The sequence below is a fragment of the Klebsiella sp. WOUb02 genome, assembly GCF_050058015.1.
Lineage (GTDB): Bacteria > Pseudomonadota > Gammaproteobacteria > Enterobacterales > Enterobacteriaceae > Klebsiella.
Genome location: NZ_CP170110.1, coordinates 192080 through 209226 on the forward strand (window position 1 = coordinate 192080; position 17147 = coordinate 209226).

A 17147-nucleotide genomic window follows, 5' to 3' on the forward strand; every position below is an offset into this window, starting at 1 on the left:
GGCTTGCGATGAGCGCATTAAATAAAAAGAGTTTTCTCACCTATCTGAAGGACGGTGGGATTTACGTTGTTCTTTTGGTCCTGCTGGCCATTATTATTTTCCAGGATCCGACCTTCTTAAGTTTACTGAACTTAAGTAACATTCTGACCCAGTCCTCGGTACGTATTATTATCGCGCTGGGCGTCGCGGGGCTCATCGTGACGCAAGGGACCGACCTGTCAGCCGGACGTCAGGTTGGCCTGGCAGCGGTTATCGCCGCAACGATGCTGCAGGCGGTGGATAACGCCAACAAGGTCTTCCCGGATATGGCAACGATGCCAATACCGCTGGTGATCCTGCTGGTGTGCGCGATTGGCGCGGTAATTGGTCTGCTGAACGGCATTATCATCGCCTACCTCAACGTGACTCCGTTTATCACCACCCTGGGCACCATGATTATCGTTTATGGGATCAACTCCCTGTACTACGATTTTGTTGGCGCCTCGCCGGTTTCCGGATTCGACAGCCACTTCTCGAATTTTGCGCAAGGGTTTGTCGCGCTGGGGACCTTCCGCCTGTCGTATATTACCTTCTACGCGCTGATTGCCGTGTTTTTCGTCTGGATCCTGTGGAACAAGACCCGCTTTGGCAAAAACATCTTTGCTATCGGCGGCAACCCGGAAGCGGCGAAGGTTTCAGGGGTTAACGTTGCCCTTAACCTGCTGATGATCTATGCCCTGTCCGGCGTGTTTTACGCCTTCGGCGGGCTGCTGGAGGCCGGGCGAATCGGCTCGGCGACCAACAACCTCGGCTTTATGTATGAGCTGGATGCGATTGCGGCCTGCGTTGTCGGCGGCGTCTCCTTCAGCGGCGGCGTGGGGACCGTGCTCGGCGTGGTAACCGGCGTTATCATCTTTACGGTGATTAACTACGGCCTGACCTACATCGGCGTTAACCCGTACTGGCAGTACATTATCAAAGGCGCCATTATTATCTTCGCCGTCGCGCTGGATTCACTGAAATACGCGCGCAAAAAATAACGCTCGATACTTGTTTACCAGGCCCGCGCACGCTGCGCGGGCTTTTTTTTGGCTCTCTTATCGCAAGGCGCGGAAGCCGTGTGGCCGCCGAAGGATACGACCCGTTACTTCTCTTTTTGCAATTCCAGCAGCTGATCCGGGGTCACCGCCGGATAGGACTGGGCGCCATGCGGAACTTCCTGCTGCGCCGGAATGGGGATCAGCGGGCCTAAAAAACGCGGCTCGCGTTTGAAAAGGTAGAGGTCCGCGAGGGCGCCGAAGCGCGCGCCGAACTCGCGCAGCCGCACGTTCCACATATCTTTTGGCGACGGTACCGCATAGCACTGGGCCTGAATGCCCATATGCAGGGCGATAAACAGCGCGCGCTCGCAGTGGAAGCGCTGGGTGATGATAATAAAATCGTTGGTGTCAAAAACCTTGCGGGTCCGCACGATGGAGTCGAGGGTACGGAAGCCGGCGTAGTCCAGCACGATATCCGCCGGATCGACGCCGGCTTTAATCAGGTCCCGGCGCATGGTCATCGGCTCGTTATAGCTCTGCAGCGCGTTGTCGCCGCTGAGCAGCAGGTAGTTCACCTTGCCGCTGTTGTAGGCGTTGAGCGCGCCCTGGATACGGTAGCGATAGTATTGATTGATGACTCCGGTGCGGTAGTACTTGGCGGTGCCGAGCACCACTCCGACCTGACGGTAGGGCAGATCCTGCAGCTCATCGTAGATGTAGGGCGCGGTTTTCCAGCTCATCCAGCGGTCAAGACCCAGCACGGTCAACAGCAGCAGGCCGAACAGGACTAACAGGCTGTATAACACGCGCTTTAACATTAACCTGGGCTCACCGATAGACAATAGAGTGTTCAGGCTACTTTACCCGCCGGGCAAGAGCAAGAAACCATCGTTTGATTGCGGGGATTTTCAGCAATACGGGCCTGAGGCCCGCATAATGTGTGATTTAGCCGAGCAGCACGCGGTCAATACTGTGGCAGCCAAGGGCTTTCAGCGTCGCCGCGGTGGCATCCCACTGGATCAGCGCCGCATCGGCCTTTTCTGCGAGAATGGCCCGCTGGATATCGGCGTAATCATAGCCGTTCAGGCTGAGCAGGTTGAGCGCACCCTGCAGCGGCGGCAGCGTCGGGTTAAAGGCGGCGTTTTCGGCATAGCTGCCGGCGAAGAGGGTGCCGTCCTTCAGCTCCAGCGCGACGCCGGACGGCGACTGGCTGTAGGGCATATGGCTGCGGTTTGCCGCCTGAATCGCCGCCTGTGCCAGCGCGTCGCCGCTCGGCGGGAAGCCGTGATCCTGCTCATCCATCAGCAGCGTTTTGATCTCCAGATCCTTCGGACCAAATGCGTCCGGCAGATAGTGCTGCAGCGAATGCGCCTCGCGGCCCGGCAGGTGGATGCGCAGCACCTGGCTACTGTTGAGCTCATTCATAAACTGGCGACAGTGGCCGCAGGGCGTGTAGTTAACGGTGATTGCCAGCAGGGATTTTTCGCCGCGTAGCCACGCATGGCTGATGGCGCTCTGCTCCGCATGGACGGTTTGCTGCATGGTCGCGCCGAGGAACTCCATATTGCCGCCGAAGTACCAGCGTCCGCTGACGCCGCGCGCGATGGCGCCAACGTTAAAATGTGACAGGTCGGCGCGCGCGCAGGCGGCTGCCAGCGGCAGCAGGGCGAAGGCCAGCGCGTCTTCATCCAGGCCCGTCGCGCGCTGCAGCGCGGCGACCTGCTCGGCATCAAGCATGGCCGGGAAATGCGGGTCGGTCAGCATCGGGGCGATAGCCGTCCGCAGGTCTGCCGCCAGTTGAGAGAGAGCGGCTTGAAAACGTGGGTGCATGGCGTTGCCTCATAACAGTGTAATGGGAATCTAGTGTACGGGCGGTGAGGGCCTGTATATGTGATTAATATCTCATTGTTTATGCAACTTGGTTATGTTGCATTAATAAATGTGACTTTAATCACTTTTTATCCCACTGCGGCTAAAATGACCGGGAACAAAAACGGCGCGACCAGGGAGGTGATAATCCCGCACAGCACCAGCGCCAGCGAGCTGAAGGCCCCCTCCTGATAATCGAGCTCCGCGCAGCGCGCGGTGCCCAGCGCGTGCGAGGCGGTCCCCATCGACAGGCCGCGTGAGGCCTTGGTGCGGATGCGCATCAGGTTGAGCAGCGTATGGCCGAAAACCGCGCCGAGAATGCCGACGAAAATAACGCATACCGCGCTGATCGCCGGAATACCGCCAATGCTGCCGCTGACCGCCATCGCAATCGGCGTCGTTACCGATTTCGGCATAATCGAGGCGGCGATTTGCGGCGTGGCGCCCATTAGCAGCGCCACGGTAGTTCCGGTCGCCATCGCCACCACGCTGCCGATAAAGCAGATGGTCATGATCGATTTCCAGCGGGCGCGAATCTGGTGAAGCTGTTCGTATAAAGGAAAGGCCAGCGCCACCACCGCAGGCTGCAGCAGATCGTTGAGGATCTTACTGCCCTGAAAATAGCGGTCGTAAGAGATACCGCTTACCAGCAGAAAGGGGATGATGACCACCATCGCCACCAGCAGCGGGTTGAGTAGCGGAAATTTAAAGCGCGCAGCCAGCCTGCGGGCGAGGAAAAAGACAATCAGCGTCAGCGGCAGCGACCACCAGATTTCATGCATCATTTTTGCTTCCTTTTTGGCCGATCACTTTGCGTTCGCCGTGCACCAGGTGGGAACTCCAGCTGACAACCAGAAAAACGACCAGCGTGCTGATGGTGCAGGAGACGGCGACCGGGCCGAGCTGAGAGCGGAGCAAATCCCAGTACTGCATCACGCCTACGCCAATGGGCACAAACAGCAGCGCCATATAGCGGATCAGCACGTTACAGCCGGGATTGACCCACTTCGGCGGCATAATCTGCAGCGCCAGCAGAACGAACAAAATTAGCATCCCGATAATACTGCCGGGGATGGCGATCGGCAGCAGGGAGGAGATAAAAATCCCGGCGTACAGGCAGGCGTAAATCAGCACAAAAGCCCGCAGGTACTGCCAGATAATAATCAGTGATTGACTCATGGTAATAACCCTTGATGAACCGCATTCATCATACAATTAAACCCAAAAATGTGCTACCGGTCACAACATGAATTATAGGCATAGCCGGGATAGAGCAATGGAACCCTGCGCGCGGGCAGCGTCACGGCTATGGCTCCGGCGATAAATAATCAAGAAACCGGCTGAGGGCAAGCGATGGCGTTTCACTTTTTCGCCAGAATACCCCGACGCTACCTTTTTGTATGGTGCGAGGCAAATGAAGAATTGCCGGCTGCCGCCGTGCGGCAAAGCGCTGCGGCCTGCGCCACGGGCGGCGGGAAAACCACACGGAGACCTTTCAACCGGCACGTAGAGGCGCTAACATAGCGCCTCTTTTTTTCCGGGCAATGAATAAAACTATGCGGGTATTACTGGCGCCGATGGAAGGCGTGCTCGATTCTCTGGTGCGTGAGCTGCTGACTGAAGTCAACGATTACGATCTTTGCATCACCGAATTTTTGCGCGTGGTGGACCAGCTGCTGCCGGCGAAATCGTTTTACCGACTCTGCCCGGAGCTACGCCACCACAGCCGGACGCCTTCCGGAACCCGCGTGCGCGTGCAGCTGCTCGGACAATATCCGCAGTGGCTGGCGGAGAACGCCGCCCGGGCGGTGGAGCTTGGATCGTGGGGCGTCGACCTGAACTGCGGCTGCCCGTCAAAGCTGGTTAACGGCAGCGGCGGCGGCGCGACGCTGCTGAAGGACCCGGAGCTGATTTATCGCGGCGCGAAGGCCATGCGCGAGGCGGTTCCAGACCACCTGCCGGTGACGGTAAAAATTCGTCTGGGCTGGGACAGCGGGGCGCGTCAGTTTGAAATTGCTGATGCGGTGCAGCAGGCCGGAGCGACGGAGCTCGTCGTTCATGGGCGTACCAAAGAAGACGCGTATAAAGCGGAACGTATCAACTGGGCGGCAATTGGTGAAATCCGCCAGCGGTTGTCGATTCCGGTGATTGCCAACGGTGAAATCTGGGACTGGCAAAGCGCGCAGGATTGCCTGGCGGCCACCGGCTGCGACTCGGTGATGATCGGCCGCGGCGCGCTTAACGTACCGAATTTAAGCCGGGTGATAAAATACAACGAGCCGCGCATGCCGTGGCCGCAGGTCGTGCTGCTGCTGCAAAAATATACCCGTCTGGAAAAGCAGGGTGATACCGGCCTCTATCACGTAGCCCGCATCAAGCAGTGGCTCAGCTATTTACGTAAAGAATATAGCGAAGCGTTGGGGGTATTTAATGAGATTCGCACCCTGAAAACCTCTGCTGAGATTGCCGCCGCCATCGCCCGCTATTAATCTGCGGAATTGTTCATTCGCTCGCCAATTATTACTCCGGACGTTTCTGGCGATGACCTTTATTCAGTCAGGTTCGATATACCGGTGAATAACAAAACAATAAATCGCCTGTTCTTCTTGCCGCCATTTTCACTATTGTCGCCGGGCTCAGGATGCGCGGGTGGCGGAGCGGAAACGGTGGCGACCTTCTAAAAACGCCGCGCTGATGTGCTGTTAGTCGCGATCTGTATCACGTTTTTCCGCCTGGGCAGTTGAGACAAAAAGAGAAATTGCTACAGTGCGGGAGTTGGATTGCTACTGCTTAGGCAGGCAAAACCTGATTTCCTGGCATTTGTCGGGGGTCAGGTTTTTTTGTTTCTGGGGTTCATATGCAAATCGCCAAAGTTCTTAATAATGATGATGACGTGACGCTGCACAGTGTGGTGAAGGACAACTACGCCAGGGCGTGGAAGTGTGCGGAAACCGTGGCCCGACATCTGCAGAAAAGCTATCAGCGGCAGCTGACGACGGAAGAGATTATGTTTCTTGCCATTAACGAAATCAACATGTCCCTGCATGCGCCGATGACCGGTGTCGGCCTGCCGGAGGGGAGCAGCAGGGGAGCGGTCTACCAGGCGATCCATCATCAGCTGGTCGCCAGCGCGCTGGCGGTTAAGGCCTGCCACGAGATAGTCGAAGACGGAAAAATCGGCAATATGCTGCTCGGCGGCCTGATGTATCCGCTCAGCTGCCGTCCTGAAGATGTCTTTGAGACCCTGCAGCAGAACCGCAGCTGGCAGTTCTTCGGCGACGTGCAGTGCCGCGGCGCCTATCCGGGCTATATGCTGCGCTATTTCCGCGAGCAGGATATCAGCCTGGAGATAACCGACGCCGACCGCGCGGCGCTGCAAGAGACCGTCGATTTTATCTCCTTTAGCTACTATATGACCGGCTGCGTGACCGCCGATGAAGAGTCTGAATAAAACGGCGCGCGGCAACATTCTCAGCATGGTGCCCAACCCGCACCTGGCGAGCTCGGAGTGGGGCTGGCAAATCGATCCGCTGGGCCTGCGCACGCTGCTTAACGTCCTGTGGGATCGCTATCAAAAGCCGCTGTTTATCGTGGAAAACGGCCTCGGCGCGAAAGATCAGGTTGAAGCGGACGGCAGCATCAATGATGACTACCGGATCGCCTACCTGAACGATCATCTCCTGCAGGCGCGGGAGGCTATCGACGACGGCGTCGAGCTGATGTGCTACACCAGCTGGGGGCCAATCGACCTGGTGAGCGCCTCGAAGGCTGAGCTCTCCAGGCGCTACGGTTTTATTTACGTCGATCGTGATGACGAGGGGAAGGGGACGCTGGCGCGCAGCAGGAAGAAGAGCTTTTACTGGTATAAAGAGGTCATTGCCAGCAGCGGCGCCTGCCTGAAAGAGTAGGTCGCTATGCGGCCCGCAGGCGCCGGGCCGCCTGCGGGTTACCGACGCGTCTTACCGAATGGACCAGGGGCGCGTATCCGGCGAAAAAGCGCGAATCGGCGTAAATATTCGGGCTTATCTTCACGCCGTGAATTCATTGATCTATTTTTAACCATCTGATTTGGCTGGCCACACGCTTTACTTAACGGCGCGAGGGCGGTTAATTTATTATATCCGACCTTATTAAGTCATCTGACCTATCTCATGAATCTGAATCCGAGCAAACGCGTCCTCGCCGGGCTACCCCTGGTTATTGCGCTGGCCGGGTGCGCGCCGTCGCACGATACCGGCGCCCCGCAGCAGCGGCAAACTCCGGCATCTCATGTGGCTACGGAGCTGCCCGCCAGCGTGAAAAACGGCTGGCCGCATGACAGCTGGTGGCTGGAGTACCGCGATCCGCAGCTGAACGACCTGATTCAGCGCGCCTTAGCCAACGCGCCGGATATGCAGATTGCCAGCCAGCGCATCAGGCTGGCTGAGGCCCAGGCGCGGATGGCGCAGGCCAGCCTTGGCCCGGAGATGGACTTTTCCGCCAACGTTGAGCGGCAGAAAATGTCTTATGAAGGGCTGATGGGGCCCTTTGCGACCGATACCGATGGCAATACCGGGCCGTGGTACACCAATGGCACCTTCGGCCTGACGGCGGGCTGGGATCTGGATCTGTGGGGGAAAAATCGCGCGCTGGTGCAGGCCCGCATCGGCGAAGTGAAGGCGCAGATAGCCGAAAAGGCGCAAACCCGCGAGCTGCTGGCCAGCAGCGTGGCGCGGCTCTACTGGCAGTGGCAGACCGCGGCGGCGGTGAAGGACGTGCTGCAGCAGACTGAAGGATGAGCAGAACAATATCGTCAGCGTCGATCGGGCGTTGTACCAGCGCGGGATCACCAACTCGGTTGAAGGGGCGGAGAACGATATCAGCGTCAGCAAAACCGAGCAGCAGCTGGCCGATGTGGCCGGCGGCATGCAGGAGATCGAGGCGCGCCTGCTGGCTCTGACCAACGGCCAGGGCCGGGCGCTGAACCTCCGCCCGGCCCCTTTGCCCGCGGTTGGCACGCAGATGCCGGCCGAGCTGGGCTACGAGCTGCTGGCGCGCCGCCCGGATCTGCAGGAGGCGCACTGGTATATCGAGGCGTCGTTAAGCGAGGTGGATGCGGCGAAAGCGGCGTTCTATCCGGATATTAACCTGATGGGCTTCCTGCAGCAGGACGCCCTGCACCTGAGCGATCTGTTCCGCCATTCGGCGCAGCAGACTGGGGCTTTCCGCGGGCCTGACGCTGCCGATCTTTGATAGCGGCCGGCTGAACGCCAACCTCGATATCGTCAGCGCGCAGAACAACCTGTCGGTGGCGAAGTACAACAAAGCGGTCGTTGACGCGGTGAATCAGGTGGCGAAGGCGGCAAGCCGGGTTGAGACCCTGATGGCGAAAAACCAGCAGCAGCTGCAGGTCGAAAAAGATGCCCGGCGAATGGTGGATCTGGCGCAGGAGCGGATGAATGCCGGGATGCTGCCGGGTTCGAAGGTGAGCATGGCGAAGCTGCCGGCGCTCGAAGAGCGGATTTCCGCGCTTCGCCTGCACGGCCAGTGGCTGGATGCCAGCATTCAGGCTGACCTCCGCGCTGGGCGGTGGCTACCGCCAGGCCGCGAAATAACGGCGTTGCCCGGCGGCAGCGCCGGTCGGGCATCCGGCTACTCTTTCCTCTGCGCCTCGCGGCGCTTTAGCCACCAGTGCGCGGCGAACACCAGCACAACCGCGAGGATCAGCCAGACGGCGTGCTTGAGATGACCGTCAAGATGATGCAGCCACGGGCCAATGGCTTCTCCCCCCAGATAGCCGAGGGTGGTAAACAGCAGCGCCCAGACGATCGCGCCGAGGATATTGAGCGGCAGAAAGACCTTCGGCGGCAGGCGGCTGGCGCCGATCAGCAGCGGCCCGATGATGCGAAAGCCGTACATAAAGCGCGTGCCGATGACGAACAGATAGGGGCGGCGCTGTATCATGCGCTGCGCTTTGCGGATCCGCGCCTGCTGGCGAGAAAAGCGCCGCAGCAGCCGGCCGCCAAAATGCCTGCCCAGCAGATACAGCAGCTGATCGCCAATCATTCCGCCAAGCGCCACGGAGATGACCACCAGCGGAAACTTCAACAGGCCCTGATGCGCCGCCACTCCGCCAAGAAGGGTGATAGTTTCGCCTTCCGCGATGCTGCCGATGACCAGCGCCGCGTAACCATAATGGGAAATCAGGTTATTGATATCCATACAAAAAATGCTCCCTCCGCGCGGCATCTTGCAGGTAACGCTGGCGGGTGGACCGTGCCGGACCCGGCCGCCAGCCTGAACCAGGCCGCATGACGCGACGTTTTTTTACCCTAAAGCCTAAACATACACCCTGGCGCTTAAAATAAGGTTAAGCGCCTTTTTATCGCTGTACACAAAATAATCTCTCAGGGTGAATTATACTTGTATCACTGCTGTACGAAGCCGTGACAAGGGGGACGCTATGAACCATGTCTGGGGACTTTTCTCTCATCCGAATCAAGAGATGAGCGTTATCAAGAGCGAAAACGAAACGATTTCGCATCACTACACGCACCATGTGCTGATCATGGCCGCGGTTCCGGTTATCTGCGCGTTTATTGGTACCACGCAGACTGGGCTGGAACTTCGGCGATGGCACCGTGATCAAACCGTCGCTGTTCACCGGGCTGGCCTTAGCGGTGCTGTTTTATGCCGTGATGCTCGCCGGGGTGGCGGTGATGGGGCGGGTCATCTGGTGGATGGCGAGAAGCTATCCGCAGCGACCTTCGCTAAAACGCTGCATGGTGTTTGCCGGCTACGTCGCGACGCCGCTGTTTTTAAGCGGGATCGTGGCGCTCTATCCGCTGGTGTGGCTGTGCGCGTTTGTCGGAACGGTGGCGCTATTCTACACCGGCTATCTGCTCTATCTCGGGATCCCAACCTTCCTGAATATCAATCGCGAAGAGGGGCTCAGCTTCGCCAGCTCCACCCTCGCGATCGGGGTGCTGGTGCTGGAAGTGCTGCTGGCGATCACCGTTATCCTGTGGGGCTACGGCTACCGGCTTTTCTGACAACACATATTGCCAGCATAAATAGATTTTTATGCTGGTAATGCAGCATTTGCTCACGATTCTTATTAGCCAGGCGCCGCCGTGGCGCGGTATGATTGCCCCTGCCAGCTTCGCTTTTGCTTCAGCGACGCAGCGTACGTATATAACGTGCAAAAATACTTTTCAGAATGCTCACCATGCCGAAATTTCGAGTTTCTTTGCTCAGCCTGACTTTGCTACTGGCTGTTCCTTTTGCGCCCCAGGCGCTGGCAAAAACCCCCGCGGCCGTTCACGCCATGCAGCCGGATATCGCTTCCGGTAGCGCGATGATTGTCGATCTTGCGAGTAAAAAAATTGTCTACCAGAGCCAGCCGGATCTGGTTCGCCCGATGGCCTCGATCACCAAAGTGATGACCGCCATGGTGGTACTTGATGCCCATCTGCCGCTGGATGAGATGCTGAGCGTGGACATCAGCCATACCCCGGAAATGAAGGGGATCTATTCACGCGTGCGCCTCAACAGCCAAATCAGCCGCCGTAATATGCTGCTGTTGGCGCTGATGTCTTCGGAAAACCGCGCCGCCGCGAGCCTTGCCCACCATTATCCCGGCGGCTATGACGCTTTTATTCGCGCGATGAACGCCAAGGCGCAGGCGCTGGGCATGACCCATACCCGCTACGTTGAGCCGACCGGCCTGTCGATTCACAACGTCTCGACCGCGCGCGATCTGACTAAGCTGCTGATTGCCACCGAACAGTATCCGCTGATCGGCCAGCTGAGCACTACCAAAGAGGATATGGCCACGTTCGCCCGGCCGGCCTACACGCTGCCGTTCCGCAACACCAACCACCTGGTGTACCGCGATAACTGGAATATTCAGCTGACCAAAACCGGCTTTACCAACGCCGCGGGCCACTGCCTGATCATGCGCACGGTGATTAATCAGCGCCCGGTGGCGCTGGTGGTGATGGACGCCTTTGGCAAATATACGCACTTTGCCGACGCCAGCCGTCTGCGGACGTGGATTGAGACCGGGAAGGTGATGCCGGTTCCGGCTTCGGCGCTGAGCTATAAAAAGCAGCGCGAAGCGCAGATGGCGGATGCGATGCTGAAAGGCGGCGCGCAGACCGCGCAGAACGATTAGGCGAACGCCAAACTTTGCCATATTTGCCGGCCCGGGCCGGCGAGTATGCGCTCTCCCCGCAGCGGCGCGCGACGCCGCTACGGGTTTTCACCCGAGCCTATTCCGGGATCGTCAGGTCGCCGTCGCCGAGCGGACGCTGCATAATCAGCGTATCCCGCCAGTCGCCCATCTTGTAGCCCACGCTGCGCAGCTGGCCCGCTACGCTAAAGCCAAATTTTTTGTGGATCGCCAGCGAGCCGGCGTTATTGTGCCCGTCGCCAATAATGGCCAGCATCTGCCGCCACGGACCCTGTTCGCACCTGGCGATCAGTTGCGACAGCAGGGCGCTGCCGATGCCGCGTCCGCCCATGCCCGACTCGACGTAAATCGACTCTTCGAGGGTGTAGCGATAGGCCGGTCGAGGGCGGTAAAAGGTGGCGTAGCAGTAGCCGACGATGCTCCCCCGCCACAGCGCCACCAGCCACGGCAGCCCGTTGTCGCGTACGGTTTTAATCCGCTTGCGCATTTCGTCGACGGTGGGGGGAATATCCTCAAAGGAGGCGCGGCCGTTCAGCACGTGCCAGACGTACAGCGCGGCGATGGCGTGAGCATCATCGGGCAGGGCTTCGCGGATCTCTAATTCAGCGCTGTGTAACATATCCGCTTCGGACATGGTGGGGCTCCTTAAGCCAGGTTTACCGGAGACGCGTTTTCTTCGGCATGCAGCGTAATACATAACCCCGGTAGATGAATAGCCCCGGCGAAGAAGGTCCTTCGGCCTGGTCGCTAGCGGGCGAGGCCAGGCCGAACGGTTTCGACAACTGGTCTCTGCGCCTACGAGGCGCTGCCGTCGCTCTCCCGGCGCTCGCCCCAGTATTTTTGCTTGCTGGTTTTGCCGATCCCCGGGTTCATGCTGTTGGTCGGGTCGTTCTGGCGATAGAACTGCTTTAAGCTCTCCGGCGCTTCGTAAAGATGACCCACGTTGTGCTCGGCGGGATACTGCGCGCCGCGCGCTTTTAACAGCGCCAGCATTTTCTCCTTCAGCTCGTGGGCATCCACGCCTTTCTTGACGATGTAATCCTGGTGGAAGACGTGGCACATAAAGTGGCCGTAGTAGAGCTTATAGACCAGCTGGTCGTCGATCTCGGCCGGCAGATGCTCAAACCACTCGCTGTCGTTGCGGCGCAGCGCGATATCCAGCGCCAGAATATCCTCCACCTCGTCGGCGTGAACGGCCTGGTAGCGGATGGCGGCCCCCGCCGCGGCGAAGCGATGCAGGAACGCTTTGCTGCCTTCTTCCGCCGTACAGACGAAGAAATCGCCCTCGGCCTGTTTAAAGTACTCCGTCAGCCACGCCTGGGCCTCCTCGACGCCGTCGCCCGCCATCTTCAGCAGCAGGTGATGCTCATATTTATCGCGCCAGGTTTTCATCCGCTCCGGCAGGTGCGCCGGGAAAACGTGACCGATTTTTTGCATAAAGCGGTCGGTGAAGTGCGGTTTAAACAGCGATACCTTCTCCAGCAGCGCGTCGGTGCGGCCCTTCATGGTGAAGAAGAACGGCATTTTGTCGGTGCCGAGCTTGTCGATCATCAGGAAGGTGTCCTTGCCGTAGCGCTCGGCGATATCGTAGATATCGCGGTGCATATATTCCCCGGCCACCGGCAGGTTGTTAAATTCAGCAAGAATATGGCGGCGGATTTCCGTTAGCACCGCCGGTTGGTTAGTGCCGATATAGAACACCTGCTGGCGCTTCTCCGCCGGGAAGGTGTCCAGGCGGACGGCAAAGACCGCCAGCTTGCCGGCGCAGCCCGAGGACTCAAACAGGCGGTCGGGGTCGGCGTTGTAGCGCGCCGGCGTGTCGGCGGTGACGTCGCGTACGCGGGTGACGTAATCATGATCGTGGGCGTGGCGGCCGTCGTGCAGGACATTTTCATCTTTAATGCGATCGTCGTCGAGGCTGCTGAGGATCTGCTCCGGGGAGGTGCCGAGGTCGATGCCCAAATGGTTAACGAGGCGCAGCTTGCCCTGTTCATCAATCTGCGCAAACAGCGACATCTCGGTGTAGGCCGGGCCGCGCTGGACCAGCGAGCCGCCGGAGTTATTGCAGATGCCGCCGATAACCGATGCGCCGATGCAGGAGGAGCCGATTACCGAGTGCGGCTCGCGGCCAAACGGCTTCAGCGCCTTCTCCAGCGAATAGAGCGTGGTGCCCGGGAAGGCCAGCACCTGCTCGCCTTTATCCAGCAGATGCAGCTTGTCGAGGCGCAGGGTGCTGATAATCACGATATCGCGATCGTAATCGTTGCCGTTGGGGGTGGAGCCTTCGGTGAGGCCGGTATTCGCCGCCTGCATGAGAATAATTTTATCGGCTTCCACGCAGGCGCTCAGCACCCGCCAGAGTTCCAGCAGCGTTCCGGGAAAGACCACGGCCAGCGCATCGCCGTGGCCGGAGCGGAACCCCTTGCGATAGCGCTGGGTTTTGGCCGGATCGGTGAGCAGGTGCGAGGCGCCAACCACTCTCGCCAGCTCGGTCAGAAAAGCGTTGTTTTGCGGTGTTGCTGCAGATGACATGATCCACTCCTTGTGGTGGGACAAAAAAATCTGCACTAAGAATAGCGCTTTGTATGACAATTTGGTGCATGAATGTTGCGAAAAATCAGAGCAGAAGCCGAGCTTTCTACAGGCGTCTCGCCTATGTTTATGGCAAACTGCGGTTTTTATTTATGTTTTGCCGTGATCCCGGCCTGAGAGAAGAGAGATAACAATGAAATGGCTCTGCACTGTAGGCGTCGCCGTAAGTCTGGCGCTGCAACCCGCGCTGGCGGATGAACTGTTTGGCAACCACCCCTTAACGCCGCAGGCGCGAGACGCGTTCGTCAGCGAACTGCTGAAGAAAATGACCGTCGATGAAAAAATCGGCCAGTCTGCGGCTGATTAGCGTCGGGCCGGATAACCCGAAAGAGGCGATCCGCGAGATGATCAAGGATGGCCAGGTGGGGGCGATCTTTAACACCGTGACCCGCCCGGATATCCGCGTGATGCAGGACCAGGTGATGCAGCTCAGCCGGCTGAAAATTCCGCTGTTCTTCGCCTACGATGTGATCCACGGTCAGCGCACCGTCTTCCCGATAAGCCTCGGCCTGGCCTCCTCCTTTAACCTCGACGCGGTGAATACCGTCGGGCGCATTTCGGCCTATGAGGCCGCCGACGATGGCCTCAATATGACCTGGGCGCCGATGGTGGACGTCTCCCGCGACCCGCGCTGGGGACGCGCCTCGGAAGGCTTTGGCGAAGATACCTATTTAACCACCATGATGGGCAAAGCGATGGTTGAGTCGATGCAGGGCAAGAGTCCGGCGGACCGCTACTCGGTGATGACCAGCGTCAAGCACTTCGCCGCCTACGGCGCGGTGGAGGGCGGTAAAGAGTACAACACCGTCGATATGAGCCCGCAGCGCCTGTTCAACGACTATATGCCGCCGTACAAAGCGGGGCTGGATGCCGGCAGCGGCGCGGTCATGGTGGCGCTTAACTCGCTCAACGGCACGCCGGCCACCTCCGACGCGTGGCTGCTCAAAGAGGTGCTGCGCGACGACTGGGGCTTTAAGGGCATTACCGTTTCCGACCACGGCGCGATTAAAGAGCTGATCAAGCACGGCGTGGCCTCCGACCCGGAAGACGCGGTGCGCGTGGCGCTGAAGTCCGGCATCAATATGAGCATGAGCGACGAATACTACAGCAAATACCTGCCGGATCTGGTGAAGTCCGGCAAGGTGACCATGGCGGAGCTGGATGACGCCACGCGCCACGTGCTTAACGTCAAATACGATATGGGGCTGTTTAACGATCCGTACAGCCACCTGGGGCCGAAGGAGTCCGACCCGCAGGACACCAACGCCGAAAGCCGCCTGCATCGTAAAGAGGCCCGGGAAGTGGCGCGCGAAAGCCTGGTGCTGCTGAAAAACCGTCTCGGGACGCTGCCGCTGAAAAAATCGGGCACCGTGGCGGTCATCGGGCCGCTGGCCGACAGCAAGCGCGACATGATGGGCAGCTGGTCGGCGGTGGGCGTTGCCGACCAGTCGGTCACCGTGCTCGCCGGGATTAAAACGGCGCTCGGCGATCGCGGCAAGGTGGTATACGCCCGCGGCGCCAACGTGACGAACGATCAAGGCATCGTTGATTTCCTCAACCTGTATGAGAAAGCGGTGCAGAACGATCCGCGCTCGCCGCAGGCGATGATCGACGAAGCGGTGGCCGCCGCGAAGCAGTCTGACGTGGTCGTCGCGGTTGTTGGCGAAGCGCAGGGGATGGCGCACGAGGCCTCCAGCCGCACCGATATCACGCTGCCTCAGAGCCAGCGCGATTTAATCAGCGCCCTGAAGGCCACCGGCAAGCCGCTGGTGCTGGTGCTGATGAACGGCCGCCCGCTGGCGCTGGTCAAAGAGGACCAGCAGGCTGACGCGATGCTGGAAACCTGGTTCGCCGGCACCGAAGGCGGCAACGCCATTGCCGACGTGCTGTTCGGCGACGCCAATCCGTCCGGCAAGCTGCCGATGTCGTTCCCGCGCTCGGTAGGGCAGATCCCGGTCTACTACAGCCACCTCAATACCGGTCGCCCCTACAACGCCGACAAGCCGAACAAGTACACCTCGCGCTACTTCGACGAGGCCAACGGTCCGCTGTACCCGTTCGGCTACGGCCTGAGCTACACCACCTTTAGCGTATCTGACGTCAAAATGTCGGCGCCGACCATGCGGGCCGACGGCAGCGTGACGGCCAGCGTGCAGGTAACCAATACCGGCAAGCGCGAAGGGGCGACGGTGATCCAGCTGTACCTGCAGGACGTGACCGCCTCGATCAGCCGGCCGGTGAAAATGCTGCGCGGCTTCAAGCGCGTGATGCTCAAACCGGGCGAGACGCAAACCGTCAGCTTCCCGATTGAGGTCGACGCGCTGAAGTTCTGGAACCAGCAAATGAAATACGCCGCCGAGCCGGGGAAATTCAACGTCTTTATTGGTGTAGACTCCGCCCGCGTGAAGCAGGGCGAGTTTGAACTGCTCTAGTTTCGCCGGGCGCGGGGCGCCGACGTTGACCATCTATCAGGCCGGGTAACCGGCCTTTTCATTTCCTCTCATCGCGCATTTGCGCTACGCTTTTCTCTTAAGCTTCTGTAAATGGAGCGCAAATTAAAGAGGGAAGCGGGATGAGGATTGCAAGCAAATGGTCGGGCGCGCTGGCGCTGGCAGCCCTGGTGAGCCTGCCGCTGCAGGCGGCGGAACCGGTCAAAGTGGGCTCAAAAATTGATACCGAAGGGGCGCTGCTGGGCAATATTATTTTGCAGGTTCTCGAGAGCCACGGCGTAAAAACGGTGAATAAAATTCAGACTCGGCACCACGCCGGTGGTGCGCGGCGCCATTACCGCTGGGGAATTAGATATTTACCCTGAGTATACCGGCAACGGGGCCTTCTTCTTTAAGCAGGAGAACGACCCGGCGTGGAAAAACGCGCAGCAGGGCTATGAGAAGGTCAAAACCCTGGACGGCGAAAAGAATAAGCTGATCTGGCTAACGCCTGCCCCGGCCAACAACACATGGACCATCGCCGTGCGTCAGGATGTGGCGCAAAAAAATCATCTCACCTCGCTGGCCGATCTGAGCGGTTATCTGCAAAAGGGCGGCGCATTCAAGCTGGCGGCCTCCGCCGAGTTTATCGAACGCCCGGACGCGCTCCCGGCCTTTGAAAAGGCCTACGATTTCAAACTGAATCAAAACCAGACTGCTGTCGCTGGCGGGCGGCGATACGGCGGTGACCATCAAGGCGGCGGCGCAGCAGACCTCCGGCGTCAACGCGGCGATGGCCTACGGGACCGACGGGCCGGTGGCCGCGCTCGGGCTGCAAACCCTGAGCGACCCGCAAGGCGTGCAGCCGATCTACGCCCCGGCGCCGGTGGTGCGCGAAGCGGTGCTGAAGGACTATCCGCAGATGGCGCAGTGGCTGCAGCCGGTCTTCGCCAGCCTTGATGAAAAAACGCTGCAGCAGACTCAACGCCAGCATCGCGGTGGAAGGGCTGGATGCGAAGAAAGTTGCCGCAGACTATCTGCAGCAAAAAGGGCTGTTGAAGTAGG

General features: G+C 59.3%; 10 protein-coding genes and 7 pseudogenes. 9 read left to right on the forward strand and 8 right to left on the reverse strand.

Annotated elements, in window-relative coordinates:
• Positions 1 to 8: 8 nt before the first annotated feature.
• On the forward strand, positions 9 to 1019 hold the full coding sequence (gene mglC / locus ABOC21_RS07580; protein ID WP_426814123.1) for a galactose/methyl galactoside ABC transporter permease MglC: 1011 nt from the start codon (positions 9 to 11) through the stop codon (positions 1017 to 1019).
• Positions 1020 to 1123: 104 nt separating this feature from the next.
• Here the strand turns inward: mglC and sanA are convergent, their stop codons facing one another.
• From sanA to ABOC21_RS07605, 5 genes and pseudogenes are all read right to left on the reverse strand, one after another.
• A complete protein-coding gene (sanA, locus tag ABOC21_RS07585; protein ID WP_426814124.1) occupies positions 1124 to 1837 on the reverse strand; it encodes an outer membrane permeability protein SanA in 714 nt (237 codons plus the stop codon).
• Positions 1838 to 1964: 127 nt separating this feature from the next.
• The gene (gene cdd / locus ABOC21_RS07590; RefSeq protein WP_426814125.1) at positions 1965 to 2849 is read right to left on the reverse strand and encodes a cytidine deaminase; all 885 of its coding nucleotides are present in this window, start codon (positions 2847 to 2849) and stop codon (positions 1965 to 1967) included.
• 128 nt (positions 2850 to 2977) lie between these two features.
• On the reverse strand, positions 2978 to 3673 hold the full coding sequence (locus tag ABOC21_RS07595) for a CidB/LrgB family autolysis modulator (RefSeq protein WP_426814126.1): 696 nt from the start codon (positions 3671 to 3673) through the stop codon (positions 2978 to 2980).
• Positions 3663 to 4067, reverse strand: coding sequence for a CidA/LrgA family protein (locus ABOC21_RS07600; protein WP_426814127.1), 405 nt, complete (start codon positions 4065 to 4067; stop codon positions 3663 to 3665). The genes ABOC21_RS07595 and ABOC21_RS07600 overlap by 11 nt, the downstream gene beginning before the upstream one ends.
• A 127-nt stretch (positions 4068 to 4194) precedes the next feature.
• Positions 4195 to 4350 (reverse strand): annotated as a pseudogene (locus ABOC21_RS07605) (LysR family transcriptional regulator); the annotation flags it as partial.
• A 94-nt stretch (positions 4351 to 4444) separates the two neighbouring features.
• Here ABOC21_RS07605 and dusC point away from each other — a divergent pair.
• The 4 genes and pseudogenes from dusC to mdtQ all read left to right on the forward strand — a co-directional run bounded on the left by dusC (position 4445) and on the right by mdtQ (position 8482).
• Entirely contained in the window at positions 4445 to 5377 is a 933-nt protein-coding gene (dusC, locus tag ABOC21_RS07610) for a tRNA dihydrouridine(16) synthase DusC (protein WP_426815597.1), read from the forward strand.
• Between the two features lie 368 nt (positions 5378 to 5745).
• Positions 5746 to 5850, forward strand: a pseudogene (locus ABOC21_RS07615) (transcription antiterminator LicT); the annotation flags it as partial.
• A pseudogene (locus tag ABOC21_RS07620) lies at positions 5842 to 6796 on the forward strand (family 1 glycosylhydrolase). The pseudogenes ABOC21_RS07615 and ABOC21_RS07620, both read left to right, overlap by 9 nt.
• 243 nt (positions 6797 to 7039) lie before the next feature.
• Positions 7040 to 8482: pseudogene (gene mdtQ, locus ABOC21_RS07625) on the forward strand (multidrug resistance outer membrane protein MdtQ).
• A 37-nt stretch (positions 8483 to 8519) separates the two neighbouring features.
• Here mdtQ and ABOC21_RS07630 read toward each other — a convergent pair.
• Entirely contained in the window at positions 8520 to 9089 is a 570-nt protein-coding gene (locus ABOC21_RS07630) for a DedA family protein (RefSeq protein WP_133599087.1), read from the reverse strand.
• Positions 9090 to 9330: 241 nt separating this feature from the next.
• Here ABOC21_RS07630 and ABOC21_RS07635 point away from each other — a divergent pair.
• Positions 9331 to 9919, forward strand: a pseudogene (locus tag ABOC21_RS07635) (Yip1 family protein).
• Between the two features lie 176 nt (positions 9920 to 10095).
• Entirely contained in the window at positions 10096 to 11043 is a 948-nt protein-coding gene (pbpG, locus tag ABOC21_RS07640) for a D-alanyl-D-alanine endopeptidase (protein WP_426814128.1), read from the forward strand.
• Between the two features lie 97 nt (positions 11044 to 11140).
• Here pbpG and ABOC21_RS07645 read toward each other — a convergent pair whose 3' ends face one another.
• Together ABOC21_RS07645 and dld are read right to left on the reverse strand one after the other, a co-directional pair.
• Positions 11141 to 11695, reverse strand: a complete 555-nt coding sequence (locus tag ABOC21_RS07645) for an N-acetyltransferase family protein (RefSeq protein ID WP_426814129.1) — start codon at positions 11693 to 11695, stop codon at positions 11141 to 11143.
• Positions 11696 to 11856: 161 nt separating this feature from the next.
• Positions 11857 to 13593 carry a D-lactate dehydrogenase gene (dld, locus tag ABOC21_RS07650; protein ID WP_426814130.1) on the reverse strand — a complete coding sequence of 579 codons (1737 nt, stop codon included), beginning with the start codon at positions 13591 to 13593 and terminating at the stop codon, positions 11857 to 11859.
• Positions 13594 to 13786: 193 nt separating this feature from the next.
• Between dld and bglX the strand changes: the two are divergent.
• Together bglX and osmF are read left to right on the forward strand one after the other, a co-directional pair.
• Positions 13787 to 16085: pseudogene (gene bglX, locus ABOC21_RS07655) on the forward strand (beta-glucosidase BglX).
• A 140-nt stretch (positions 16086 to 16225) separates the two neighbouring features.
• Positions 16226 to 17146 (forward strand): annotated as a pseudogene (osmF, locus tag ABOC21_RS07660) (glycine betaine ABC transporter substrate-binding protein OsmF).
• Position 17147 lies beyond the last annotated feature (1 nt).